This is a genomic window from Pseudomonas sp. LBUM1669 (genome assembly GCF_059695705.1).
Map to the genome: position 1 here is coordinate 114569 of NZ_CP166785.1, position 23770 is coordinate 138338.

Sequence of the window (23770 nt, forward strand, 5' to 3'; positions counted from 1 at the left end):
TTTAAGAACACTAAATAGTCTTGGCGTGTTAACTGTCGATTAAATCTAAAAAAATCAAATGACAGTAAGCGTCCGTTGAACTACGCAAGGCGTATTCGCCGGACGCTTGCAATCATGGGGCATGCTTGCGCATACGCAGCATACCTACATATGCTAGGCGCGGGCCCAACCCTTCTTGATGGCAGCGGCATCTGCCGGAGTCATGCGCGATCCCGCTGAACCTGCGCTGATGACGGTGATCGCCTTGTACTTCACCCCACCGTAGCTGACGAGGGCGCCGTATGCGTAAGCAGACCCCGACTTCCAAGCGGGAGCTGTAATCGTAACCACCGTTCCGACCCCCCCCCTATCGTCCCAAGAGTTGCCCCAGCTCCAGCGATTGCCGACCACCGGCTCTTTTTGGCGCGAATAACAGTCTGAGCAAAGGACGAATACACGCCCTTGATATTCAACGATAGCGTTAGAAGAATACGACACATCATTATTGTATTGCGGATAGGCCATGGCGGAAAGCGAGACGACTGGGCCCAAGAGCGCGGCCAAATACAGGATCTTCTTGTTCATTGGATTACCTATTTCAAAATGTTTTAAAGGGGGGATCTCAATCAACCCACAGTATTGATTGGGTATGCCCAGTATTATTACTCGCTGCATAAATAGATGTAGGGATTTCCTGAATATGTCGCCGCAGTAACCCTCGCGAGGCTGAGCGAGTAGAGCATCTGCACGGTAGAAATGATGATCCGAGATCATCGCCAGTTAATAATCAGGCGTAGTGTGGGAGTGAGCTAACGAAAAAATAAAAAGTTGTTTTTGATAATTAGTAAAATCTCCCCCCTGTCCGCTTAGTTTTTTCCAATCAGGACAGACCGAATGCTAGTGTATGATTTTGCCGTTTGTTCTATCGACCCCAATTACGAACAAATCGCCTGCCGATACTGCAGTGCATATCAGGCGCAATGAATTTACAGAAACCATTAACTGACGGTTGCACTTGTTCATGAGACCGCCCTCCCTCAGTCAGAGAAGGGCGGTCAGACGCCTCATTTACAACCCAACCCGGACAAAACCCGGCGTCAACCCAAATACCTCTACTCCTTGCGCTGTCGACTGCCCGGTGGTCACCTTTACTTGCTCCACTGGCTTATCCATCGCCGACCGGTACCCCACCCACTGGCCGCCATCCCTACGCGTAATCGCCTGGGCCGGTACAATGATCGCCTGATCATTGGTGTAAATCACAATGGTCAGTCGTGCACTCATCCCCAATCGTACCCGCTTCAACTGCTGCGGCGTCAACGCGGGGATCGAAAGCGTCACCGGAAATTGCGCGCTGTTCTGGGTGTTGCCAGCAATCGCGAGGCCGCTAACTACGCTGACTAAACCCTGCAGTCGTTCACCGTCAAACCCGTCCCCCGTCACTTCCACTGCCTGCCCTTGATGCAGATGATTGATGTCCAGCTCCGAGACCTTGGCGACGATTTTCAATCGCTCGATATTTACTAGCCCGAACAGCACTTCTCCCTGACTTACCTTGCTGCCGGCTTGGACCGGCGTGCTGTTGCCGCGCAGGAAATTGTTGCCGGGCGCTGGCACCACGATGCCAGAGAAAGGTGCCTTAACCTCCTTGTCTTCCAACAGTTTTTGCAGCGCCTGGTATTTCACGGTGGCGTTGATAAGCTCCATTTCTGCGATCTGCCGGTATTCGCCCTTGCCCTGATCCATGGCCTGCTGCAACTCGTTGCGGGCGGCGGTTACGTCCAGCTGTTGCTGGGTAGCCTGTTGCTTGAGATCGTCCAGCTCAATGCGCGGGATGATTCCGCGCTGGAACAATTTTTCACTTTCGGTGAGTTTGCGTTGGGTGCTGCTGGCGGACATTTCGGCGGTGCGCAGGCTGAGGCGAGCGCGGCTGACTTGCGGGCCGCTGTCCCAGTCCTGCATCTCCTGAACGGTGCGCCGAGATTTGAGTTTGGCGGAGAGCGCGTCGCGCAGTTGCACCTCGAGAGTGGCCGGGTCCATACGTACCAGCAACTGGCCGGCTTCTACTCGCTGCCCCTGTTCCACTAGGTTGGCTTGCACATTGCCATCGAACGGCGCGGTGAGTGTGAGGGTGGTTTCGGGCTCGATCGTGCCCACTAGGCCGATCTGGTGCACCAGCGGGCCAACCTTCACTTCCAACCATTGCTCGGCGTTGCCCGACGGGTCTGTGGCCCGACTTTGACGGCTGAGCAGCGTGATGCCAACACCGGCCAACAGGAGAATCAACATGGCGCCCATCAGGCGTTTCTTACTAATCATTGAGGGCGATTTCCCAACTGTCCAGCGTCATGCCCAGGATCAAATCCAGTTGGGTCTGGGCGTTCAAATAGGCGATCAGCGCATTGAGCTGTGAGTCCTCGGCATTGCGCAGGTCGGTTTCATAGCTCAGCACCTGGAAGTTAGTGGAGCGTCCGGCGCTGAGCTTTTCCCGTTCGATCTCGATCTTGCGTTTAGAAAGCTCTACCGCGCGCTGCGATATTTCGTATTGGCGCCATCGGGTGCCGAGGTCGCGTACCACATCGTTGACGTCGCGTTCCAGTTGCTGGCGCGCATCGGCGATGAGGATCTCCTGGTTTTCCACACCCACCCGCGCGTTTACCTCAGCCTGGCGGGTGCTGATATCGCCAATGGGGATCTGCACCTGCACGCCGGCATAGCTGTCCCAGTTGCGGTTATTGGGGATGCCATTGTCGCTACTGTAGGCATCGCGCACCTGCTTGACGCCGGTCACCAAGTCCACTTGCCAGCGTCCAGAATCTTTGGCGATCACCAGGTTGAGGTCAGCTTCTTGGCTGCCCAGCAGGGTGGCGAGGTACCCCGGTTGCTGGTTCTGCGCCAAGCTGAAGGCCTGGCCTTTGTCGATGACCAACCGCTCGGCTTTAAGGGCTTCGCTAGCGCGGATGGGCGTCGACAGATCAAGGGCTAGAAGGCGCAGCAGGGCCAGGCGGCTTGTGTCGAGTTGATTTTGGGCTTCCTCAACCCCCAGATGCTGGGTGGCGATATCGGCTTCGGTCTGCACTATCTCGAACTCGGCCATTCGACCGGCACTGATCAACGCCTTGTTCACCTCAAGCAGTGTGTTTGAGCGCTTGAGGGCACCCTGGACGATGCTCAACTGCTCCTGGGCCCGTAGCAGCTGCCTGTAAGTCGTAATGATAGTGCTGATGGTTTGCGCCACATTGGCCTTGAGGTTCAGGCGGTTAGCCTGCTCCGACAGGCGCGAAAGGCGCAAAGGGGCAGTGGTGGCGTCCCAGCCGGCGCCGCGCATCAGGGGTTGGATCAGTGCCAGGTCGAGACCGTCGCTGCGGTAACGGCCGGTACTGTTGGCATTTTTCAGTTGCTGGGTCCAAGCCATGCTCAAGCGCGTACCGTATTCGCCGAGCAACGTAGCCTCGGACGCCAGATTGGCGGTACGCACGTTGTCGTCGTTGCCACGGGTGGTGGTGTAGTCGCTATTGAGAGTGAGTTTGGGGTTGAAGATGTTTTCAGCCACCCGCAGGTCGAACTTCTGCGCCACCCGTTGCAGAAAAGCGCTACGGATTGCCGGGTTGTTGCGCACGCCTAGGTACACCGCATCGCTGAGGGTTATGGTTGTGGGCTGCGCATTCAGCGACACGCCGCGGTCATAGCCAGTGCGCGTGGTACTCGGCGCCGAAGGGCGAATCACCACGTCGGCGGCAACGCTTTGCAGGCTGACAAGAGTAAACATCAACAGCATCCATTTACTCATCGCGCAGAGCCTCCACCGGTTGCAGCCGCGAGGCCGTGAGCGCCGGAGAGATGCCGAAAAACAAGCCTACCAACAAGGTACTGCCTACCCCCAGAGGCACGGCAGCCACCGCCAAGGAAAACTGCCAGCCGGCCAGCCAGGCGTATAGATACGCAGCAGACATGCCCAGTACAGCGCCGCACACTGCTCCGACGGCAGTCAGGATCACGGCCTCCAGCAAGAACAAATTACGAATGTCCCGCTGGCGTGCGCCGAGGGCTATGCGAATGCCGATCTCCCGGCGACGTTCCGAGACGTTCATCAGCATCACATTCATCACCCCGACGCCACCGCCCACTTGGGAAATCGCGCCGAGGGCTAGCAGCAGGTAGGCAAAGGTGCGGCGTTGCTGGGTCATGCCATCGATAATTTGCTGGGGCACCTGGATATCGACGTCGTGGTCGGCGAGTTGAGCGCGCAGCACCTCGCCAGCGTCCCGAGCAATGCGCTCCATGTCCTGCCCGGGCGAGGCGCGGATAATCACGTAGGTAACTTGCGGAGTAGCATAAATGCGCTGCAGGCCCGGGGCGGGTAGAAACAGTGATTCGTTGACCTGCACCGGCATCAGCATCGACTTGGGCTGGGGGGGCAGAATGCCTACAACAAGAAATAAATAGTCATTGATGCTTACCCGATCGCCAAGTTGTACCGGGTCCCCGGGAGCGCTCAGGTCCTGGGCGATTTGGTCGCCAAGTACCGCGTAGGTTTCACGTGCATCGAAACTCGACAGGAAGCGTCCTTCGCGCACACTAATGCGCATGGCCTCGTTTAGGTCTGGGGTGCTGCCGACCAGCCCAGTGGCGACTGTGCGTCCTTGGAACACCACTGGCCCGTAGGATAGGGAGATAGCGCCAATATGGGCAATGCCCGGTACGGTGTTTTGTACCGCTTCGAGGTCGAGGCTGGCGGGCATCGGCGCGGTGCTGGAGCCTTTGGGAGAGAATTGCACCACTAGGGTATCTGTGCCCATATCTGTGAAAATCATCGCGGCGTCTTCGGCGGCGTTTTGGCCGATATTGATCAGCGCCACTACCGAGGAACTGCCGATAACAATCCCTACCAGCGCCAGTATCGAACGTTTACCCAGGGTGCGGAGACTGACAAGGGCCTCGTGCAGCAGTTGGGGCGGGCGCTGTTCACCTCGAAGGCTCATAGACGCCCAGCCTCGTGCACAATGCCATTGCGCACCAAAATCTGCCGATTCAGGCGCTCGGCAATATGTGGGTCGTGGGTGACAATAATCAACGTTACTTGTTGTTCACGATTGAGCGCTAGCAGCAGGTCCATGATTTCCTGGGCGGTGGTGGTGTCGAGATTGCCGGTAGGTTCGTCGGCGAGGATCACGGAGGGCTTACCAACCAGTGCCCGGGCAATGGCCACCCGTTGACGCTGGCCACCGGACAGGTCGGAGGGGAGATGGTGTGCACGCTCAGCCAGGCCTACTTGCTCGAGTTTGTGCATGGCCTGCTCCATCGACTCGTGGCGTGATACGCCCCGATAGCTCAGGGGTAGGGCGACGTTATCCAGGGCACTGAGGCGCGCCAGTAGGTTGAAGCTCTGGAATACAAAACCGATTTGCTGATTGCGAATCGCCGCCAGTTGATCGGGGCGGGCGCTGAAAATGTCGTGGCCGGCAAACTGGTATGCACCGCAGTCGGGCAGGTCCAGCAGTCCCAGGATATTAAGCAGGGTGCTTTTGCCGGAACCGGAGGCGCCGAGGATGCCGCAAGTGTCACCGCGCTCGATGGTCAAGCACACATCATTGAGAATGGACAGGTGCTGCCCGGCCAGTTGATAGCTTTTGCCGATGCCTTGCAGAGATATGAAGTTTTGGAGCGTGGATGCGACTATCATCGTGAATACGCCTATAGAGCCGAAAGTTTCGTCGAGCCTTGAGAGCCTGTAACAAGGCTGACTTTCAGAAATACTGTGCGGTGTTGTTTTTTTTGCGGGGCATGAAAGGAGAAAACGGTCACGCGTATGGGTGCTTTCATGCTGCTCAACAGCGGCCCAGCTTGCCAGAAAGTTTTTACGAAATTTATTTTCCAATGACGCTCCCAGGCGGCCGCTTTTTTTACTAAAATTTAGTGGTCTAAGAAGTGTTTAATTATTTGCCTTGTAGTGTGAAGTTACTGGCATCAGGTGCAGATAATTAAGGGTGATAAATAAGCATCGCGAGCGGCTTGGCAGGTCGAAGTTTTAGCGTTCATTGTCACTCTTTTAGCTGATGTGGCCTTCTCAATTGAGGATTTTTAATCCGACGATTGGAGTTCCTTCTCACTACCTCTAAGGAAGGTCTGAAGTAGTCAGCGATTTTTGATGCCCTCTTTGGTGGAGGTTCAAAAAACACTGGTTTGGTCAGAAATCAGACCTTTCCTGTTCTTAACTCATCGTTCACCCTTGAACGACGCCTTTTCAAGGCGCTTTTCCCGGATTACAGGCGCACCTCTCCCACAACCAGCAGCCGTTTTCGCATCATTCACAGATTCGACAGGGCAAATAGCGTGGCCTGTTGCGCGGTATTTTTCATCAGGCCGCGAAAGCGCACTTTCGTATAGACAAACTGACGCTTGATTACCCGAAACGGATGTTCAACCTTGGCGCGTACTTGGGCTTTGGGGTATTCGATCTTGCGCCGCAGACGACCGATCAAACTCTTTTTTCCATGCTTTTTATAGCTGCTTGGCCGGGCGGCAATCGACCAGATCATCTTGCGATCCTGATGCTCGGGACGTTTGTCCACGCCGGTGTAACCGGCGTCACCAGACACGTAAGTTTCCTCGCCGTGCAGCAACTGATCGACCTGCGTCACGTCCGCCACATTGGCCGCCGTGCCCACCAGGCTATGCACCAAGCCGGATTCAGCGTCGACGCCGATGTGCGCTTTCATACCAAAAAAGTACTGATTCCCTTTCTTGGTTTGGTGCATTTCGGGATCGCGTTTGCCGTCCTTGTTCTTGGTCGAACTCGGCGCGTGAAGGATCGTCGCATCGACCACCGTGCCATGACGCAACAGCAGGCCACGGTCGCCCAGATAGCCATTGATAACCTGCAAAATCCCGCCTGCCAACTCATGTTTTTCCAACAAGCGGCGGAAGTTGAGGATCGTGGTTTCATCGGGAATCCGATCTAGGTGCAGCCCCGAAAACTGGCGCAGGATCGTGGTCTCGTACAATGCCTCTTCCATCGCCGGATCGCTGTAGCCGAACCAGTTCTGGATCAGATGGACCCGCAACATCGCCATCAGCGGATACGCTGGACGACCCCCTTCGCCCTTTGGATAATGCGGCTCGATCAAAGTAACCAAGCCCTTCCAGGGCACGACCTGATCCATCTCGATCAGGAAGCGCTCGCGGCGAGTCTGCTTACGTTTGCCGGCATATTCGGCGTCGGCGAAGGACATCTGTTTCATCGGGGCTCAACTGTTCCGTTTGTGCGTGGTGGGTATTTCACCAGATCTGGAAGTCTTTTTCAGAGTTTCCCTAGGAATAGTTCGTGCTCTAGAAAAAATCCCCGCAATTAGAAGTCAATTGCGGGGAACAGCCTTGGTGAAAAGCGGAGCACTGGGAGTCAGCAAGAGGCGCGTCTGGTTAATCTCCAGAATAGAGGTCTGCGACACTGCCTGTTTTTCGCAACCTCGCGGCGGTAACTTGCAGACACGCCATTAAAGCGTTTTTAGTTTAAAATGCAGCCATACTGCATGCATTTTTCGATATCAATGTCGCAACCTGTTAACGTAATAAAACCGCAAGCTACAATTCCCCACAAAATTGCCTTTTTCATTTCGTATTTCCTTGGTTGTATGATTTTTAAAGAGTCAGGCTGGGTAGCCCGGCGAAATTATAACCATCTATTTTTGCTACGGGCTGTAGGACTTTTCTGAAAGTGGTTAAGCCGCATGCAGCACCCGAGCCGAGTGCTCGGCTTCGGTGGGGGTCAGACGATCCTTGATCTGTTCATGGACCTTGGGAGCAATGGCGGCGTCTGGGTGTCTGCTTTGGTGGGACGGATCATGCGCAGTGCGCCTCGGTAAAGGATCAAGAGTGACCAAACGGCCCCGCATTATCCCTGATGATCTCCAAGTCAACCGTTCGCCATCTGGCGTTGAGGCGCGCGACGCATCAATGAAGGTAAGGCCTACGTGTTCCAATCTCTGTTCGGTAAGCTCTATTTCGCGCCGCTGCCAAGCGTTTCATGCAGGCGAGTCAAGGCTACTGGGTCCGGTTCGCCTGATCGTCCGGATGTGGACTGGTCTCGATCAACAAATCCGCCACCCCGCAGCCAAAGATGCTCGCAAACGCCACCAGCCGCTCAATATCGCAAATGAGATCCTGCGTGATGGTCCTAGGCAGACGCTGAACAATTAACCCGTTCGCACCGCCCCCATTTCCAAGCCGGTTTTTTCAACCTACCGGCCTTATTTTGCATTTCCGGGGCCGATTTTCGCCCTCATTTTGCTGATTTTCGGGTCAGCCTCGCCTTTTAGACGGATTTATCCCGCCGCCCGTTGCAAATACCGCTTGGCCAGCATCAGATTGGCCAACCCAAACAGACTGAACAACTGCGCCGTATTCTTTTCCAGCCCACGGTAGCGAACCTTGCGATGATTGAAGCGCACCTTGATTACCTGGAATGGGTGCTCGACCTTGGCACGCAGTTGCGCCTTGGCGTATTCGATCTTGCGCTTGACCCGGTACAGCACACTGCCTTCGCCGTGCAGCTTGTAGCTGCTTGGCCGTGCTGCAATAGACCAGATAACGTCCCGCTCAGCATGCTTCGGTCGCTTGGCTGCACCGGTGTATCCAGCGTCACCCGAAACATAGGTTTCGGCACCGTGCAGCAACACACAGCGATCCCTGGCCATCACCACGCTGGATTTGTACCTGCCCGTAAGTCTAAGTGGGAGTTTGGTGCCGGGGCGGGGCGAAGAAAGATTCAGCTGATTATAAAAAGCCATCATGGTGATGCGCTTCAACAGCTCACTCTACGAACTATTCCGTTTTACTCAGGCGTCTCCCCAGCACAATTAGTCGTGAGATCCGGCGACATAGCCAGTTGGGACGATACGATTCAGCTGATGTCTCGCTGGTCACCCAGGAACGGCTGGACGAAATCGCCGACTTACTGAACACTCGGCCACGCGAGACTCAGGGCTGGAAATTTCCGGTCAAAGTACTGGTTGATTACCTTCAGCTATCAGCGAGCAACCAGCTCGAAAACATTAACTGACTGTTGCACTTGGAAACTGAGGCAGCCGGTAAAATGTTGCTCTGAAAGAGCATCAGCCAAAACAACGCGCGACCATGGAGAAATGCTGCTGAACCTGGGTCAGGAACAGCAACACAATGTTAGTCAGTTGGCGTAAGAATCACCTTTAAAACACCGAACCCGTAAAATCCGCATTTACTTAAATTCAGATTGCCGCATATATCAACCGAAATACCCCTCCCGTTTGTAAGCCGTCTTTTCGACTGGGTAGGTAGCGTGCATTCAGCTCAAAAGGGCCTAAGTCTTCTATGGAATGAAATCCGATACTTTGCAGTTCTTTTTGAATGACGATCGGGTCAAACGATGTTTTCCATGGTTCACCCAACTCAGTGATGAGGTTGCCAATGTAATCCGCGATCGCGTTATCAATCGGGTTGAGCAAAGACGGCAATACTCCGTAATCGAATACTATTCCACTCCCCTTGGGCATCGATGCGACAAATTTTAGCGTTTCAAAAATCGCTTCCCAAGATAGATACATGGTTACACCTAGCCAAGAAAAATAGGCCGGTTGGTCTGCGCGAAACCCGGCACTCTGTAATCCTTCCGCTAAGGTATTATTTTCAAAATCGATTGCCACAAACGTCATCGAGTCAGGTATTTGTATGCGCGCCTCTTTAAGGACGGCCCTCTTCCAGTCCTGGGTCGATGGATGATCTACTTCGAAGACATGCAGTTCCTTATTAAGATGTGTATTCCTGAACGCAAACGTGTCCAGTCCGGCACCTAAAACGACATACTGCTTCACCCCGGATTGTACAAGCTGCTCCAGTAAATCTTCAGCTAATCGACTCCGCACTACCAATCCAGCACGTATACTGCGGGATATTAAATCGTTCAACTGGAAAGGATCATGACGGATGTCAGCCTCCGCTTTTTGACCAAGAATTGGCAAAGCTACCGGATCGTTGAATATGATCGGCTCATCCAGCAACTGATGGGACGCCCGAAGGGCTGCGACCTGAAGCGCAGTTTTGCTTGGCATACCGTTCTGAATAATATTGTGCTGTGTTGTGAGCTTCATAGTTCTCCTTTTTTTCGCTAGAGAGCCTTAAGTAGTTATTGGCATTTTGATCTCGCGATGTCGACGGTATTTATTTTGGATTTATTTGAAGGGAGTTTGCAGCATTGCCAATGCCAATGCCTTGCAACTCTAACTGGACCCAAGACGATATTTTTGTGTTGCTGTTGGTTTACTTTAATTTTGCGCCGACATTTCAGAGCGCTCAATAATATAGTGGCTGGGAATGCCACGTATTTCCACCAGTTGACCTTGCAGTTGTAGGGCGTCTTTGTTTTTCATCAATACAAACTGACCGTTCACATTCACCGCGACGCCATGCCATGGTGTCAACCAGTCGTCTTTGGTTGGCATCATGTGAATCCCCATCTTCAAACTGTCTGCCGGCTGCGGATGAATAGACAAGCGAATTGCCGCAGGAAAATGATTCGCTATCAAATTACCCCATGCCCAACTACGCTGAATCACCCCTAGGGCACGTCGCTTGGCCTCTTTTTGCAGCAACACATTGGGGCCTACATAGCCTGGTAGCTGGCTGTCCTCATACAGGAAACGGGTAATCGCCCGGTATAATAGCAACCCTTTTTCGTCATGCATGAGTTGCACTCTGATCGCTTCTTCTGACTCGGCGTACTCCTTAACTAGCAGTTGACGAAATATGTCGTAATTTCCCGCATGCTGCCTCAGACCATAGACATCCCCCAGGTTAAATACTCGTAAGTATGTCGCGCCTAAGTCGTGCAACAGATTCTCAATTTCATGCTGATAAGCATCGATTGCCTCATCGCTGACGCGGATCAAATCGCCAAACACGTGGCCATCAGAGCAGATAATGATATGGCCTCCCGGTGGATAATAGAGCTGAATGCGCTGACACAATGAATTGAGAAAAATCAGTGACAGCCGCTCCGCCATATCGGGCATGGGACCGAGAACTTTATTGATGTTAGGTGACTTGGAGGGAAACGCCGGCAATACAAACTCTATGCGCTGATGCTTCTCAATAAAATGTCGGATCCGTGGAAGTTGAGCTCTGGTAACTAATCGCTCATCATCGGCAATAGCTTTCTCGGACCCAGGAAAGCATCGCCTATATTGCAATAACTCCTGAAGAATCTTTAATGACAAATTCTCTATATGAGCACTATCCATAGTTGCCTCCAGCTCGAGCGGTGCATTTATTGTGCATTTATTGTGCATATGCAATGGGCATTGAAGGGTGCTACATAATATTAGATTGTTGAATTTTCGCTACACCAATTTAAGTAGCCCCCCATTCGTGCGCCCATCAGAATATTATTTATTTGTATATAAAATTGATTATTAGTTAGATTAGCCTTAATACAATCTAAATTGCAAGTCGAGCAATTAATGCAGAATATTTCTTCGCTCCCACGGCCGGACTATAAGCGGATGTCGAAGTCATCTACCCGAGCAGTAGAGCAAGGGCGATAAGGGCGATTGCGTCCACGATTTTTGATCTGCCCCCGAAATGTTGGACATCGACATTAGGGGATCTCATGAGAAAGTACACAGAACAGACGAAGCTCTCTGCCGTTGAGGATTATTGTTCGGGGAGTGCAGGTCACAGAGTGTGTCGAGCATCGGCAGGGGTCGATGTTTCATCGCTTCGAATGTGGATCGCGGCCTATCAGGCACTTGGGGCCGCAGGCCTCAAAAGTAAGAGAAAGAAGCACGACAGCCCCGAGTTTGTTGCCGCTGACCGAAAACTGACCCAGTAGAGGCTGTTCTGCCGACTGTAAACTGACCCAGGTGTTCAACTGCTTCTGCTCACTTTTTGAGCAGGAGAAAACAGGGTGATCAGCATGGAAATGTTGGGGGAAATCCGGCGGATGTACTTCCGCGACAAGCTCTCGCTGCATCAGATAGCCAAGCGTACCGGGCTGTCGAGAAACACCATCCGAAAATGGGTCAGAGCGCCCGAAGCCACTCAGCCGGCGTACCAGCGGTGCGCGACCTTCAACAAACTCAGCCCTTTCCACCACACGCTGGAACAGGCGCTGAAAGCCGACTCGTTCCGGGCAAAGCACAATCGCAGAAGCGCCAAAGCACTTTTCGAGCAGATCAAGGCCGAGGGTTATGACGGCGGCTACAGCCAGCTCACGGCGTTTGTACGCTCGTGGCGAGGTGAACAAGGCAAGTCTTTACGCGCTTTTGTACCGTTGACGTTTGCGCTCGGTGAAGCTTTTCAATTTGACTGGAGCGAAGAAGGGCTGTTGATCGGTGGCCTGTTTCGACGCATCCAGGTCTCCCACATGAAGCTTTGCGCCAGTCGCGCATTCTGGTTGGTTGCGTACCCTAGCCAAGGTCACGAGATGCTCTTCGATGCCCATACCCGCTCGTTCGGAGCGTTAGGTGGCGTGCCGCGTCGCGGCACCTACGACAACATGAAAACGGCTGTCGACAAGGTCAATAAAGGCAAGGGCCGCACGGTCAATGCCCGGTTTTCCGTGATGTGCGCGCACTACCTGTTCGATCCGGATTTCTGCAACGTAGCCTCTGGTTGGGAAAAGGGAATTGTCGAGAAGAACGTTCAAGACAGTCGACGGCGCATTTGGCTTGACGCTCAAAACTGCATGTTCCACACCTTCGAGGAACTGAATGCCTGGCTCGGCCAACGCTGTCGTGCGCTCTGGAGCGAGCTGCTGCATCCGCAGTACAACGGACTGACGGTGGCGGAAGTTTTGGAGCTGGAACGGGTCGAAATGATGCCGATGCCGACGGCCTTTGATGGCTACGTCGAGCGCACCGTACGGGTCTCCAGCACCTGCCTGATCAGCGTGGCGCGAAATCGCTATTCGGTGCCTTGTGAGCGCGTCGGCCAGTGGGTCAGCAGCCGTCTTTACCCATCCCGGATCGTGGTCATCGCCGATGACGCAATGATTGCCAGCCACGAGCGCCTCTTTGATCGAGATCAGGTCAGTTTTGACTGGCAGCATTACATCCCACTCATCGAACGCAAGCCGGGTGCACTGCGCAATGACGCACCGTTTGCCGATCTGCCCAATCCGTTGCGGCTTCTAAAACGGGGCCTGAGACGTCACAGCAACGGTGATCGAATCATGACGCAGGTGCTCGCTGCCGTGCCCATCGCCGGTCTCGACCCGGTGCTGGTAGCGGTAGAACTGGTGCTTGAGTCGGGAAGTCTGAGCGCCGATCACATCTTAAATGTTCTCGCCCGACTCACCGCTACTGCACCACCGCCTTCCGTAGAAACCAGCCTGCAACTCAAGGTGGCTCCCGTTGCCAACACGACCCGATATGACCAACTCCGTACAACAGATGAGGAGAGCCGCAATGCGTGACTTGATGGCAGAACTTAAAGAACTGCGTCTGCATGGCATGGCGCAGGCTTGGGAAGAACTGGTGGCCCAGGGAGAAGCTTCGACGGCATCCTCGAAATGGCTGCTTGAGCATCTGCTCCAACAGGAGCAGGCAGATCGCGCCGTACGCTCTGTGAATCATCAGATGAACATGGCAAAGCTTCCCATGCACCGTGATTTCGCTGGCTTTGACTTCAGCGCTTCCAGCGCTGATGTCCGTCTGGTCAAGGAATTATCCAGCCTTGAGTTTACGGAGACTGCGCAAAATGTCGTGTTCATCGGTGGGCCTGGAACCGGAAAAACACACCTGGCCAGTGCCTTGGCCGTGTCCGGAATCACCACTCATAACAAACGAGTACGGTTCTTCTCCACGGTCGATCTCGTCAACCTGCTGGAGAGTGAAAAGTACGATGGTAAGGCAGGCCGAATCGCCCAGGGACTGCTTCGGACAGACCTGGTGATACTCGATGAGCTTGGGTATTTGCCCTTCAGTCAGAGTGGTGGCGCGCTGTTATTTCACCTGCTTTCAAAACTGTACGAGCACACCAGCGTGGTCATCACCACCAACCTCAGCTTCTCGGAATGGTCGAGTGTATTTGGCGACGCCAAGATGACCACAGCGTTGCTGGATCGACTGACACACCACTGTCATATCGTCGAAACGGGCAACGAGTCCTACCGCCTGCAACACAGCACCTTGGCCGACCAGACAAAGATCAAATCGCGAGAACGAAAGCGCAAGGACGAAGATGGTATCGAGGACGATGAACCGTTCTGATCTGCACCGTAAACACCCTGCCGCATGCCTACATGCGGTGGGGCCCGATGCGTCTTCAACCAGGACACTACTGCTAAGCTTTATCCACAATTGCTGGGACAAAAATCAGCAATCCGCCCTGGGTCAATTTTCAATCGGCAGGGTGGGTCAGTTTTCAATCAGCGCCAACACCGAGTTCAAGCTGAGTGTATTGCAGCGCATGCGAGAAGATGAGCTGTCCTATCGCCAGACCGCAGCACTGTTCGATATCCCGAGATCCGACATCATTGGCGAATGGGCGCGACGGTATGATGAAGGCAGTTTGGGTGCCTTGTCCCGGCAGCCAGGAAGCGGACTTCACGTAAAAATGACAAAACCAATCCCGTCCACTCTGCTTGGCTCTTCGGACGACGACGCTCGTACACGTGATAATTTGCTGGCCGAATTGAACCAGTTACGGATGGAAAATGTTTTTTTAAAAAACTCGATGCCTTGGTTCAAACGAAGGAACGAGCAGCGCAGCGGAGAAGGCGCAAATCGTGATTGACCTGAGGCTACAGCACCCTCTGGAAGGCCTTCTGAAACTGGCGGGGCAGGCTCATAGCACGTTTTACTATCAACAAAAGGTGCAGCAAGCCGTTGATAAATACGCGGCACTGAAGGCCAGAATTTGCTCAATTTTCGAGGAGCACAAGGGCCGATATGGCTATCACCGTAGCACTGCTGCCGTTCGGCGAGCGGGCCACCTTGTGAACCACAAGACTGTTCAGCGCCTCATGAGCGAGCTTAGACCTAGAAATGCACACCCTTACCCTGAGGGTCGCTTCGCGTCACGTACCCAAGGCAGGAGCCGTATGCGGTAGTTCGGCACGTACGGATCTGGGCGGGGGGGCGGCAGGTAACTGGACGAGCCCCCTGAAAGACAGGACACCGTTTCCCCCTTAACATAAGGGATAGGCAAACGACTGTGTATATGACTAATAGAAACGATAAGGGTGGGGAGCTTTTGGGTCAGGAGCGGCGTCGCCGCTGGAGCCCGGAGCAAAAACTGGCCATGGTTCGCGAGAGCCTGCAACCGGGGCAAAGCGTCTCGGTGGTGGCTCGGCAGAATGGCGTTAATGCCAACCAGCTGTTTCAGTGGCGCAAGCTCTATCAGAGCGGCAGTCTCTCGGCCGTCAGTGCTGGCGAGAGCGTGGTGCCTGCTTCCGAGCTGACCGATGCGCTCAAGCAGATCAGGGAGCTACAGCGCATGCTCGGCAAGAAAACCATGCAGGTCGAGATCCTCCAGGAAGCTGTGGAGATTGCTCGGTCGCGAAAATGGATTGCGCACTCACCCTTGTTGCCGGGGGACGACCAGTGAAGCTGATCAGTGAAAGTCTCGGTGTAGCGCGCTCGCAGTTAACGGTTCGACTCAACCCTGCGGCACGGCCCGAGCGGCGTCGCCCTGCGCTGGACGATGCCGCACGGGTCGAAGAAATTCAGGCTGAAGTGAGTGAGCTGCCCAGCTATGGCTACCGCCGTGTGTGGGGGTTGCTGCGTCGTCGGCGTGAAAAGTAGAGTCAGGCGCCGATCAACGTCAAGCGGGTTTATCGCGTCATGCGCGATCATCAGTTGCTGCTGGAGCGACGGGTTAAACAACCGGGTGTGGCACGCCGTCACGAAGGCCGAATTGCCGTGGCCACCAGCGATACGCGGTGGTGCTCGGACGGGTTTGAGTTTCGCTGTGATGATAACGCCAAGCTGAGCGTGACCTTTGCCCTGGACTGTTGCGATCGTGAAGCCATCGGTTGGGTGGCCAGCCCGACCGGGTACAGCGGCGACGATATCCGCGATCTGATGCTGGAAGCGGTGGAAACACGCTTCGGTGAAGAACCACCTGCCACCCCGGTGCAATGGCTGAGCGATAACGGCTCGGCCTACATCGCTGAGCAGACACGCCAGTTTGCCCGACAGATTGGCTTGCAGCCGGTGACGACACCGGTGCGCAGCCCGCAAAGCAATGGAGTGGCCGAGAGCTTCGTCAAAACGATGAAGCGCGACTACGTCGCCCACATGCCCAAACCTGACCGGGAAACAGCCTTGCGAAACCTGACAATTGCCTTTGAGCATTACAACGAGGAGCATCCGCACAGCGCGCTGAAATACCGTTCACCACGGGAGTTTAGGCGTTTGGCAGCGGCATCAATTTAACGGGGTGCAGGTGTCCGGTTTGATAGGGGCCAGTCCATAGATCCAGTTGGCCGCCCTTGAGGATGGGCCCAAGTAGTAGTCGCCGGTGATAGGCCGGCTCATGCGATACAGAGTGTCATCAGTGCCTCCTTCAGTCACTCATTTGTAAGCGTCCGCCCAACTCACCTTGCGTAAGTCAGGAAGGCTTCCACTGATGCGGAAGCAGTTGGTCGATATCGCTCACCCGCTGCGTTGGCAGCCGCGTCAGGACATCTTTCAAATAGGCATACGGATCATGCCCATTCATCCGTGCTGACTGGATTAAACTCATGATCGCCGCTGCCCTTTTACCGCTGCGTAGCGACCCGGCAAACAACCAGTTGGAGCGGCCGAGTGCCCACGGCCGGATCTGGTTTTCCACTGGATTATTATCTATGGGCACAGCGCCATCCTCGAGATATCGAGTCAGTGCCGTCCAACGCTTAAGGCTGTTATCCAGAGCTTTGGCGATAGCCGATCCTTCGGGCACAAGATCGTGCTGGGCCAACATCCAGGTGTGTAGTGTTTTGATAAGGGGAGACGCTTTTTCCTGGCGTAGTCGCCAGCGATCCTCATCACTCATCTCCCTCGCTTGCCGTTCAACTTCGTACAACCCACCAATTGAGTGCAGCGCCTGCTCAGCCAGTTGGCTTTTGTTAGTCGCGTGCAGATCGAAAAACTTGCGACGGGCGTGGGCCATGCAGCCGATTTCAGTGACGCCTTGCTGAAAGCTGGCTTTATAACCACCAAAGTCGTCACATACCAGCTTGCCATTCCACAGCCCAAGGAAGTTGCGTGCATGTTCGCCCGCACGGCTTGGGCTGAAGTCATAGACCACTGCCTTAAGAGCCGAGAACGGTGTGGTGCAGTAAGCCCAGACATAAGCGCGGTGAGTTTTCTTCTCTCCGGGCGCAAGCATCTGCACCGGCGTTTCGTCGGCATGGACGACTCGTTGAGCCAAAACAGCTTCTCGTAAGGCCTCTACCAATGGCTGAAGTTGTACACCGGTCTGTCCCACCCATTGCGCCAGCGTTGAGCGGGCGATAGCCAGGCCAGCGCGGCCAAAGATTTTCTCTTGCCGATACAGCGGCAAATGGTCGGCGAATTTGGCCACCATCACATGAGCCAGCAGGCCGGCAGTCGGGATACCTTTATCGATCACCTGGGCCGGCACCGGTGCCTGAATCAGTGTTTCGCACTGACGGCAGGCCCATTTTCCACGCACATGCTGCTCGACGGTGAATACGCCCGGTGTGTAATCCAGCTTCTCGCTGACATCTTCACCGATGCGCTGAAGTTGGCAGCCGCAGGCACACTGAGTGTTTTCCGGCTCATGTCGGATCACGGTGCGTGGAAACTGCGCTGGCAGCGCCCCCCGCTTGGGTTGCTGGCGCTTCTCTTCTGGAGCCGGAGTCGGCCGCAGAGCCTTCAGTTCGGCGTCGATAGCCTCAAGATCGGTGTTGAGCAGGTCGTCGAGCAAGTTGCCTTGCTCTGGGCTGATCTGCTCGCTGCGCTTGCGGCTGCGGCTGCGGCTGCGGCTGCGGCTGCGGCTGGGATGCGGGCGCTAGTTTCATCCGAACGAAAGCGGGCAATGTTGGCGCCTGAAGATCACGATAAGCAGGTATCCACTTTCGAACCAGGTTGGCGTTGACGCCATGGCGGCGGGCTACGCTGGCCATCGACACGCCCGGTTGCAGACATTCCTGGACGATCTGGGCTTTTAAGGGTTTGGGATAAGAAGTTCTTTGGCGCATGGCAATCCTGAAGATAAGGGCGATGTTGTCCACGTATTTTTAAGTGGACAACATCGCTCTTATCGCTGGGATCGGGTAGGTGACTTCGGCGGACGCTTACGTTTGATCCAATCGGCGTGCATGAAGGGGCACGATCCGTATGCCTATCTCAAAGATGTACTCACGCGGTTGCCTACGCAACAAGCGAGTGAGATCAATCAACTAATGCCGCAGTAAGTGGCAACCGGTCTAATCACACAGGGCCTGATGCCCGGACGCATATGCCGCTAGCGTTAAAGTATGTAACTCGAACCGCCATCCTGTTGAGGTAAATGGCATCAGGAGGGCACTATTTTTTGAATGTTAAATCACACCGCAAGCTACGCGGTTACCGCCTCCACCCAGAGGTTTAGGTGAGTCCAAGTGATTATCGGCCCCCGCGTGGATCATTAATGCGCGGCCCTCAATTTCTGAAAGGCTTTTAAGGCGAGGTGCAAACACCGGATAGTCAGCACTTCCGTCACCAGTAACGTAGATAGCGGGTAGGTCGCCAATGTGACCGCCAGCATAAGGACCGAGGTGCTTGCCGGTGCTCTCGGGGTCGAAGTGCCCGCCGGCCCCTAAAGCTGCGACGCGCCGAATTCGAGTTGCCTAGGGGCTGTTGACGTTTCACCGGAACAGCAGAGGAAGAAGAGCAAACCCGCAGAATAGAGGTTCCAACACCGACAATCCTGCGAGCTTGCAATGCCCCGAGTGATGCTCAGTGACGAGCTTTGGTCGAAGCTGGAAAAAATTCTGCTTCAGCAAACTATTTACCACAAGCCTGATTTGCGATTGACCGTTGAGGGGATGCTCTACCGGATGCGCGTTGGTTGTCCGTGGCGAGATCTGCCCAGCGCTTTTGGATGCTGGAACTCAGTCTCCAAGCGCTTCAATGCGTGGTCGGTGGCTGGCAAGTGGCTCAAGGTTTTCAATACGTTGATCGAAGACCCAGATTTTGATTGGGCTTTCATCGACGGAACCTATGTGAAGGCCCATCAGCACAGCACGGGGGGCCGCCAGTGACCAACCAGAAGCGATCGGCAAAAGTCGCGCTGGCCATACGAGCAAGATCCACCTGGCTGTCGATGCACATGGCTTGCCTGTGGCTTTCGAGATCACTGGAGGTGACGTCAATGACTGTACTGCCGCCCGTGAATTAATTGCGCAGCTACCATCAGCCGAGGTCATCGTTGCCGACAAGGGCTACGACAGTGAGCGTATTCGCGAACAGATCGAAGCCCAAGGTGCTCGACCAGTGATCCCGAGAAAGCGTAACTCAATCAAAGGCAATGGCGATCTGGATAAAGGCCTTTATCGCTACCGGCACTTGGTCGAAAATGCCTTTGCGCGACTGAAACATTACCGCGCAGTGGCGTTTCGATACGACAAACTGAAGAGGAACTATGAGAGCACGGTGGCTATGGCCTGCGGGTTCCTCTGGTTACCCATGTGAAACGTCAACAGGCCCTAGGACCTTTCGACGTCCTTCGGTGTACCGCCAAACCCACCAAACACGTAATAGACTCGGTACGTTTTTAGGGCCTCCCAAGCCCTGTAAAAACAGAGAATTCTACCCCCGATACAAAAATCGTCCTACCCCTGGTACAGGGCCAAAATGGCTCACATGAAGACAGATAGGGCGGATCTCTGCATTTAAGTGGCATTAAAGTGGCATTTATATGTACGCGATCCATAACCCCCACCTATTCAAAAAAAGGTGAACCGTTCAGGATGCGACATCCCGTTATTTCTTGTGCTTGATATCCACCACCGTTCCTGCCCGTACGATCTTTGATCGGCGAGAGCAAGTGCGGCGAAATGTTCCAGCGCTGACCGTTATCGGTGACCACGGTGACGCTCTTGCGGTTGAACTTCATAATGGTTCCCGACAGGCGCTCACTGTTGGGCGAGTCAAAGCTTACACGCGCACCTGGATGGAACTGCATCATCGATTTGTGCGCTTCCAGTGACTCCAGCATCTTCAGGCGCTCGATGATGTGGTGATTCAACGCCACTAATTCATCAGCACTCAGATGATCAATATTGATACTCATGATATCTCCACATTCCACGGCAACAGCGCTTCAAAGTCTTCTACCGACACCGCCTGCGGCAACCACTCCAGTACGTGGTGCAGCCATGTATAGGGCTCTTGAGCATTAGCCTTCGCAGTTTCAACCAAGCTGTAAATCTGCGCGCTGGCTGCGGCGCCCTTGGGCGTATCACTGAACAACCAGCTCTTTCTGCCAATAACAAACGGTTTTATTGCACGCTCGGATTTGTTGTTGTCGATAGATAAAAAACCGTTTCCCACATAACGTTCCAGCCGGTTCCAGTTGTTCGCCAGGTAGTTAACTGCTTTACACAAGGCGCTTTGCGGGGTGACGTGTTGCTGGGTTTTCTCCAGCCAACTTTTTAACTGAGCGAGCACCGGCAAGCTCTTTTCCTGACGACCGACAAACTGTTGTTCGTCGTTGGCATCCTTGAGGTCGCGCTCGATACCATACAGCTTATTGATCATCGCCAATGCAACATCGGCACGCCCCACTTTGCCCTTGGGCTGAACTTTCTGCGCATCGACAAACTTGCGTCGGACATGGGCCATACAGGCTAACCGTTCGATACCCGGTTGCAACGCTAAAGCGTTATAGCCCCCGTAATCATCCGTCATCAGATAGCCGCGATAATCACCCAGCAGACGTAACGGCACCTCCTGCGCTCGGCTGGTGGTGTAGTCAAAAAGGATGACCGAGCGCTCAGGTGGGCCGCTGGCTTGCACCCACATCCACGATTGACTGGTCGGATCTCGCCCCGGCTCTTTTAGCACTTGCACTCGCGTTTCATCGCAGTGGATGACCGGACTTTCCAGTAACCGATCACGCATCAGATTAAGCAGCGGCTGGAAGTGCTCACAACACTGAATCACCCAACGCGCCAGGGTTTGACGCGGGATATCAACACCGTGACGCCCGAGAACTTTTTCAAAACGGTACAGCGCTAAACCGTCGACGTATTTGGTGGTCAGCAGCATCGCCAAGACGCTGGGACTGGGCATGCTCTTTTCGATCAACTGGGCCTGTTTGTCGGCAGTGACCGGCGCTGTTTCACAGCCTCGGCAGCCATAGACCTTGCGGATATGTTTGATTACGCGGATCTGCATCGGCACGATCTCCAGCTGTTCGCTGGTTTCTTCGCCCATGGCATGTTTGCGGCAGCCGCAGGCACATGTCAGTTCGTGCTCAGGGAGTTCGTGGACAACTTCGATACGCGACAAGTCGGCGGAAAGTGGCTTGCGTTTGCCTCGGCGTTTGACTGGAGCGACGACTTCTTCCGCTTCTTCGCCAGAGTTGTCAGCGATGGGTACAGCGACACTTTCGGCTTCATTAAACAGCACAAGTTGTGGGGTTTCAGGGTCGACGGTTTGTTCGGATTTACGACCGAACAAACGGTTACGCAGCAACTTGATTTGTTCTTTTAGGTCGAGGATCTGACTTTGTTGAACACGGCGTTCCTCAAGCAGTATTTGCTTGAGTAGAACCGGGTCATCAGGAAGGTCGTCGGGCATCGAAATCATGCCCGGATTATACCCAACTACGCGACAAATCGCGGCGTCAAAACTTGATGTGGCCGGTTGCGCCACAGATCAAAACCTTCAAGCATCCAGTTCAGCTCCTGAACCGTCAGCACAATGGCCTCGTCGGTCGCGTCGGGAGATGTTTTGAAGCGCTCGGCCTCCAGGCGCTTGAGCCAAAGGCAAAAAACCGTTGCGCTCCCAATACAACACCTTGACCCGGTTACGGGTTTTATTGAGAAAAACGAATAGCACTGGGTCGAACACCGCGACTTTGATATCCAACTCAACCAGAGCGGTCAGGCCGTCGATGGATTTTCGGAAGTCCAAGGGTTTGGGTAGAGCTACACTTTTTCAACTTTGGCGTCGGGGCGCATCATGACGACGGGTTTCTGAAGGATATCGGGAGCACAGCATCAGGCTTCAAATGGCAGCTTTGAATGTGTAGGCGATGGATCGCTTACATTTATATGCCACAGAAATAGGGCCGATTTTTTGTCCCACCTCAAATATCTGGCCTTGGCATTTTTGTGCCACTGAAATAGCCAAACATTGGCATTTTTGTGCCAGCAAAATAGGAAGTGGGCCAATTATGTGCCACAGGTAGAGAAATCGGGAGCATAGCTTCGGGGATCAGATGGCAGCTTTGAATGTGGGGTTCATGGAGCGGATATGCTTAAACAGCGTTACAGAGCGCATGAGCCAGGATGATCCAGTCGCCGCGCGTGAATTGGCATGATCCGTATGCCTATCTCAAAGATGTGCTGACGCAGCTGCCGACGCAGCGGGCAAGCGATATCGACCAACAGCTGCCGCATCAGTGGATGCCTTCCTGACTTACGCAAGGTGAGTTGGGCAGACGCTTACTTTCAGAAAGCCTTGCGGTCAATTTTGTGTGGGAGATATCTGGCAGGCGGAGGCTCGAGCAGTAACCCGAGACCTCCGCGATGTGCGGCCTGAATTGCCCCGTCTATTTCTCGTCGCTCCGTGAAGAAACCGAAAATAGGAGGACAGCCTCAGAATGTACTGTTAAATTCCGCTGATCGCAGATTTATTCCAACGTCTTAGATCACTGCCGATGCTTCTGTCAATGGTATTGATAAAACGCGTCTCCGGAACTCCTGGGTTGCCAACTGTGCGATAATTATTTGAATAGACCGAGTTACTCAACTCGTCAGCCGCCGCTGTGGCTGCTCCTGAGCGGTACTGTTTCGCCCGCAGACCAACCAGCCCTCCCACCCCGCCGACGCCCTGCAAACCGATTCCTATGTTACGCAGAAGTCCATTATCCAGCGCCTCTCCGGCTATATAGCTGGTCGTACCAAGTGTTGTGCCCAATACGCCAAAACCAGACGCCAACTTTGTCGTGTTTGACAGCGTCTGTCCTGAGTTCAGGGTAGTCGCTATTGCCGAAGTTCGAGTGAATGCCCCAATACCGACACTACTAGCGGCCCCAAACGCCAGAGAAGCCAGTCCTAAATTACGGGCCGTGACAGGGTCTTGTACAACACTCGCGGAAATTCCTGTAGAGCCCGCTACCAGAGCTGCTGTCCCGCCAATAACTCCCCATGCAAACTTGGCGCTCGCCCCTGCTGCGAAAATCAGCGGCAGAGCGCTACCCAGTGAAGCCAGCCCTAATACTAGACTGAGAATCCCCAGAGTGATTCCCAGAGAGGCGTTCTCGCTGAGATGTCCGCTGGGATCAGCGTAATTGATGGGGTCAAACTGGCAATACTGATAGCGATTTGCACCGCCAGGGCCAAAGGGGCTTAGCGAATCGCGGGAAAGAAAAGTGCGTTTAGCTGGGTGATAGGCACGGTAACCATTGCCCAGAAGATAGGTAGCAGACGCGGAGTCGAAAATTTCACCGTTAAATCCACGGAAATTTTCGTCGATAAGAATCACTGTAAGTGGAGTCAGTGTGGCATTAAGTGTGGTCAAGATAATTCTCCTGAGCGAGTATGTTGTAAAACATTTCAGTCAAGTCGCGGGACGAGGCCAGTGACACCGTCATGACG

18 protein-coding genes and 10 pseudogenes are annotated in these 23770 nt (G+C 54.2%); 10 read left to right on the plus strand and 18 right to left on the minus strand.

Translation table 11 applies throughout. The annotated features are described in order from the left end of the window. Positions 1-153 precede the first annotated feature (153 nt). The 6 genes from ACA051_RS30480 to ACA051_RS30505 all read right to left on the minus strand — a co-directional run bounded on the left by ACA051_RS30480 (position 154) and on the right by ACA051_RS30505 (position 7220). Positions 154-564 carry a carbohydrate-binding protein gene (locus ACA051_RS30480; protein WP_497375963.1) on the minus strand — a complete coding sequence of 137 codons (411 nt, stop codon included), beginning with the start codon at positions 562-564 and terminating at the stop codon, positions 154-156. A 483-nt stretch (positions 565-1047) separates the two neighbouring features. Beyond that, on the minus strand, positions 1048-2298 hold the full coding sequence (locus ACA051_RS30485; protein WP_497375965.1) for an efflux RND transporter periplasmic adaptor subunit: 1251 nt from the start codon (positions 2296-2298) through the stop codon (positions 1048-1050). Next, a complete protein-coding gene (locus ACA051_RS30490; protein WP_497375967.1) occupies positions 2291-3769 on the minus strand; it encodes a TolC family protein in 1479 nt (492 codons plus the stop codon). The genes ACA051_RS30485 and ACA051_RS30490 overlap by 8 nt, the downstream gene beginning before the upstream one ends. Further along, on the minus strand, positions 3762-4961 hold the full coding sequence (locus ACA051_RS30495; protein ID WP_497375969.1) for an ABC transporter permease: 1200 nt from the start codon (positions 4959-4961) through the stop codon (positions 3762-3764). The genes ACA051_RS30490 and ACA051_RS30495 overlap by 8 nt, the downstream gene beginning before the upstream one ends. Next, positions 4958-5662, minus strand: a complete 705-nt coding sequence (locus ACA051_RS30500; RefSeq protein ID WP_497375971.1) for an ABC transporter ATP-binding protein — start codon at positions 5660-5662, stop codon at positions 4958-4960. Before ACA051_RS30500 ends, ACA051_RS30495 begins: the two co-directional genes overlap by 4 nt. A gap of 625 nt (positions 5663-6287) precedes the next feature. Beyond that, positions 6288-7220, minus strand: a complete 933-nt coding sequence (locus ACA051_RS30505; protein WP_497375973.1) for an IS5 family transposase — start codon at positions 7218-7220, stop codon at positions 6288-6290. Between the two features lie 486 nt (positions 7221-7706). Between ACA051_RS30505 and ACA051_RS30510 the strand changes: the two genes are divergently transcribed. Then, positions 7707-7841 carry a hypothetical protein gene (locus ACA051_RS30510; protein WP_497376036.1) on the plus strand — a complete coding sequence of 45 codons (135 nt, stop codon included), beginning with the start codon at positions 7707-7709 and terminating at the stop codon, positions 7839-7841. On the opposite strand, the pseudogene ACA051_RS30515 reads toward ACA051_RS30510, so the two are convergent. Together ACA051_RS30515 and ACA051_RS30520 are read right to left on the minus strand one after the other, a co-directional pair. Continuing rightward, positions 7842-7958 (minus strand): annotated as a pseudogene (locus ACA051_RS30515) (hypothetical protein); the annotation flags it as partial. Positions 7959-8300: 342 nt separating this feature from the next. Continuing rightward, positions 8301-8651: pseudogene (locus ACA051_RS30520) on the minus strand (transposase); the annotation flags it as partial. Between the two features lie 236 nt (positions 8652-8887). Here ACA051_RS30520 and ACA051_RS30525 point away from each other — a divergent pair. Next, a pseudogene (locus tag ACA051_RS30525) lies at positions 8888-9037 on the plus strand (IS30 family transposase); the annotation flags it as partial. Between the two features lie 184 nt (positions 9038-9221). Here ACA051_RS30525 and ACA051_RS30530 read toward each other — a convergent pair. Beyond that, on the minus strand, positions 9222-10100 hold the full coding sequence (locus tag ACA051_RS30530; protein ID WP_497375975.1) for a class I SAM-dependent methyltransferase: 879 nt from the start codon (positions 10098-10100) through the stop codon (positions 9222-9224). Positions 10101-10274: 174 nt separating this feature from the next. Then, positions 10275-11249, minus strand: a complete 975-nt coding sequence (locus ACA051_RS30535; protein WP_497375977.1) for an L-tyrosine/L-tryptophan isonitrile synthase family protein — start codon at positions 11247-11249, stop codon at positions 10275-10277. 368 nt (positions 11250-11617) lie between these two features. Here ACA051_RS30535 and ACA051_RS30540 point away from each other — a divergent pair, with 368 nt between their 5' ends. The 5 genes and pseudogenes from ACA051_RS30540 (at position 11618) to ACA051_RS30560 (ending at position 16388) form a co-directional block, all read left to right on the plus strand. Continuing rightward, on the plus strand, positions 11618-11839 hold the full coding sequence (locus ACA051_RS30540; protein ID WP_497375979.1) for a transposase: 222 nt from the start codon (positions 11618-11620) through the stop codon (positions 11837-11839). Positions 11840-11923: 84 nt separating this feature from the next. Beyond that, positions 11924-13423, plus strand: coding sequence for an IS21 family transposase (istA, locus tag ACA051_RS30545; protein ID WP_497376021.1), 1500 nt, complete (start codon positions 11924-11926; stop codon positions 13421-13423). Next, the gene (gene istB, locus ACA051_RS30550; protein WP_497375796.1) at positions 13416-14219 is read left to right on the plus strand and encodes an IS21-like element helper ATPase IstB; all 804 of its coding nucleotides are present in this window, start codon (positions 13416-13418) and stop codon (positions 14217-14219) included. The genes istA and istB overlap by 8 nt, the downstream gene beginning before the upstream one ends. Positions 14220-14391: 172 nt before the next feature. Further along, a pseudogene (locus tag ACA051_RS30555) lies at positions 14392-14986 on the plus strand (IS3 family transposase); the annotation flags it as partial. Between the two features lie 185 nt (positions 14987-15171). After that, positions 15172-16388: pseudogene (locus ACA051_RS30560) on the plus strand (IS3 family transposase). A 175-nt stretch (positions 16389-16563) separates the two neighbouring features. Here ACA051_RS30560 and tnpC (ACA051_RS30565) read toward each other — a convergent pair. Together tnpC (ACA051_RS30565) and tnpA are read right to left on the minus strand one after the other, a co-directional pair. Further along, positions 16564-17937: pseudogene (gene tnpC, locus ACA051_RS30565) on the minus strand (IS66 family transposase); the annotation flags it as partial. Then, the gene (tnpA, locus tag ACA051_RS30570; protein WP_497375981.1) at positions 17855-18160 is read right to left on the minus strand and encodes an IS66-like element accessory protein TnpA; all 306 of its coding nucleotides are present in this window, start codon (positions 18158-18160) and stop codon (positions 17855-17857) included. The gene tnpA and the pseudogene tnpC (ACA051_RS30565), both read right to left, overlap by 83 nt. A 96-nt stretch (positions 18161-18256) precedes the next feature. On the opposite strand from tnpA, the pseudogene ACA051_RS30575 reads away from it, so the two are divergent. Then, positions 18257-18392 (plus strand): annotated as a pseudogene (locus tag ACA051_RS30575) (transposase domain-containing protein); the annotation flags it as partial. Positions 18393-18502: 110 nt separating this feature from the next. Here the strand turns inward: ACA051_RS30575 and ACA051_RS30580 are convergent. After that, positions 18503-18778: pseudogene (locus tag ACA051_RS30580) on the minus strand (superoxide dismutase family protein); the annotation flags it as partial. A 105-nt stretch (positions 18779-18883) separates the two neighbouring features. On the opposite strand from ACA051_RS30580, the gene ACA051_RS30585 reads away from it, so the two are divergent. Continuing rightward, positions 18884-19634 (plus strand): IS5 family transposase gene (locus ACA051_RS30585; RefSeq protein ID WP_497375737.1). Its coding sequence is split into 2 segments (ribosomal slippage): positions 18884-19189 and positions 19191-19634, totalling 750 coding nucleotides; the frame shifts between segments, so codons are not numbered across the junction. A 250-nt stretch (positions 19635-19884) separates the two neighbouring features. On the opposite strand, the gene ACA051_RS30590 is transcribed toward ACA051_RS30585, so the two are convergent. The 4 genes and pseudogenes from ACA051_RS30590 to ACA051_RS30605 all read right to left on the minus strand — a co-directional run. Next, positions 19885-20235, minus strand: coding sequence for a hypothetical protein (locus ACA051_RS30590; protein WP_497375983.1), 351 nt, complete (start codon positions 20233-20235; stop codon positions 19885-19887). Continuing rightward, positions 20232-21755 carry an IS66 family transposase gene (gene tnpC, locus ACA051_RS30595; RefSeq protein ID WP_497376023.1) on the minus strand — a complete coding sequence of 508 codons (1524 nt, stop codon included), beginning with the start codon at positions 21753-21755 and terminating at the stop codon, positions 20232-20234. The genes ACA051_RS30590 and tnpC (ACA051_RS30595) overlap by 4 nt, the downstream gene beginning before the upstream one ends. A gap of 17 nt (positions 21756-21772) precedes the next feature. Next, the gene (gene tnpB / locus ACA051_RS30600; RefSeq protein WP_497376025.1) at positions 21773-22033 is read right to left on the minus strand and encodes an IS66 family insertion sequence element accessory protein TnpB; all 261 of its coding nucleotides are present in this window, start codon (positions 22031-22033) and stop codon (positions 21773-21775) included. Next, a pseudogene (locus ACA051_RS30605) lies at positions 21996-22082 on the minus strand (IS66 family insertion sequence element accessory protein TnpB); the annotation flags it as partial. The gene tnpB and the pseudogene ACA051_RS30605, both read right to left, overlap by 38 nt. Positions 22083-22459: 377 nt before the next feature. On the opposite strand from ACA051_RS30605, the pseudogene ACA051_RS30610 reads away from it, so the two are divergent. Next, positions 22460-22588: pseudogene (locus ACA051_RS30610) on the plus strand (transposase domain-containing protein); the annotation flags it as partial. Between the two features lie 193 nt (positions 22589-22781). Here the strand turns inward: ACA051_RS30610 and ACA051_RS30615 are convergent. After that, on the minus strand, positions 22782-23693 hold the full coding sequence (locus tag ACA051_RS30615) for an RHS repeat-associated core domain-containing protein (RefSeq protein ID WP_497375985.1): 912 nt from the start codon (positions 23691-23693) through the stop codon (positions 22782-22784). Positions 23694-23770: the final 77 nt, after the last annotated feature.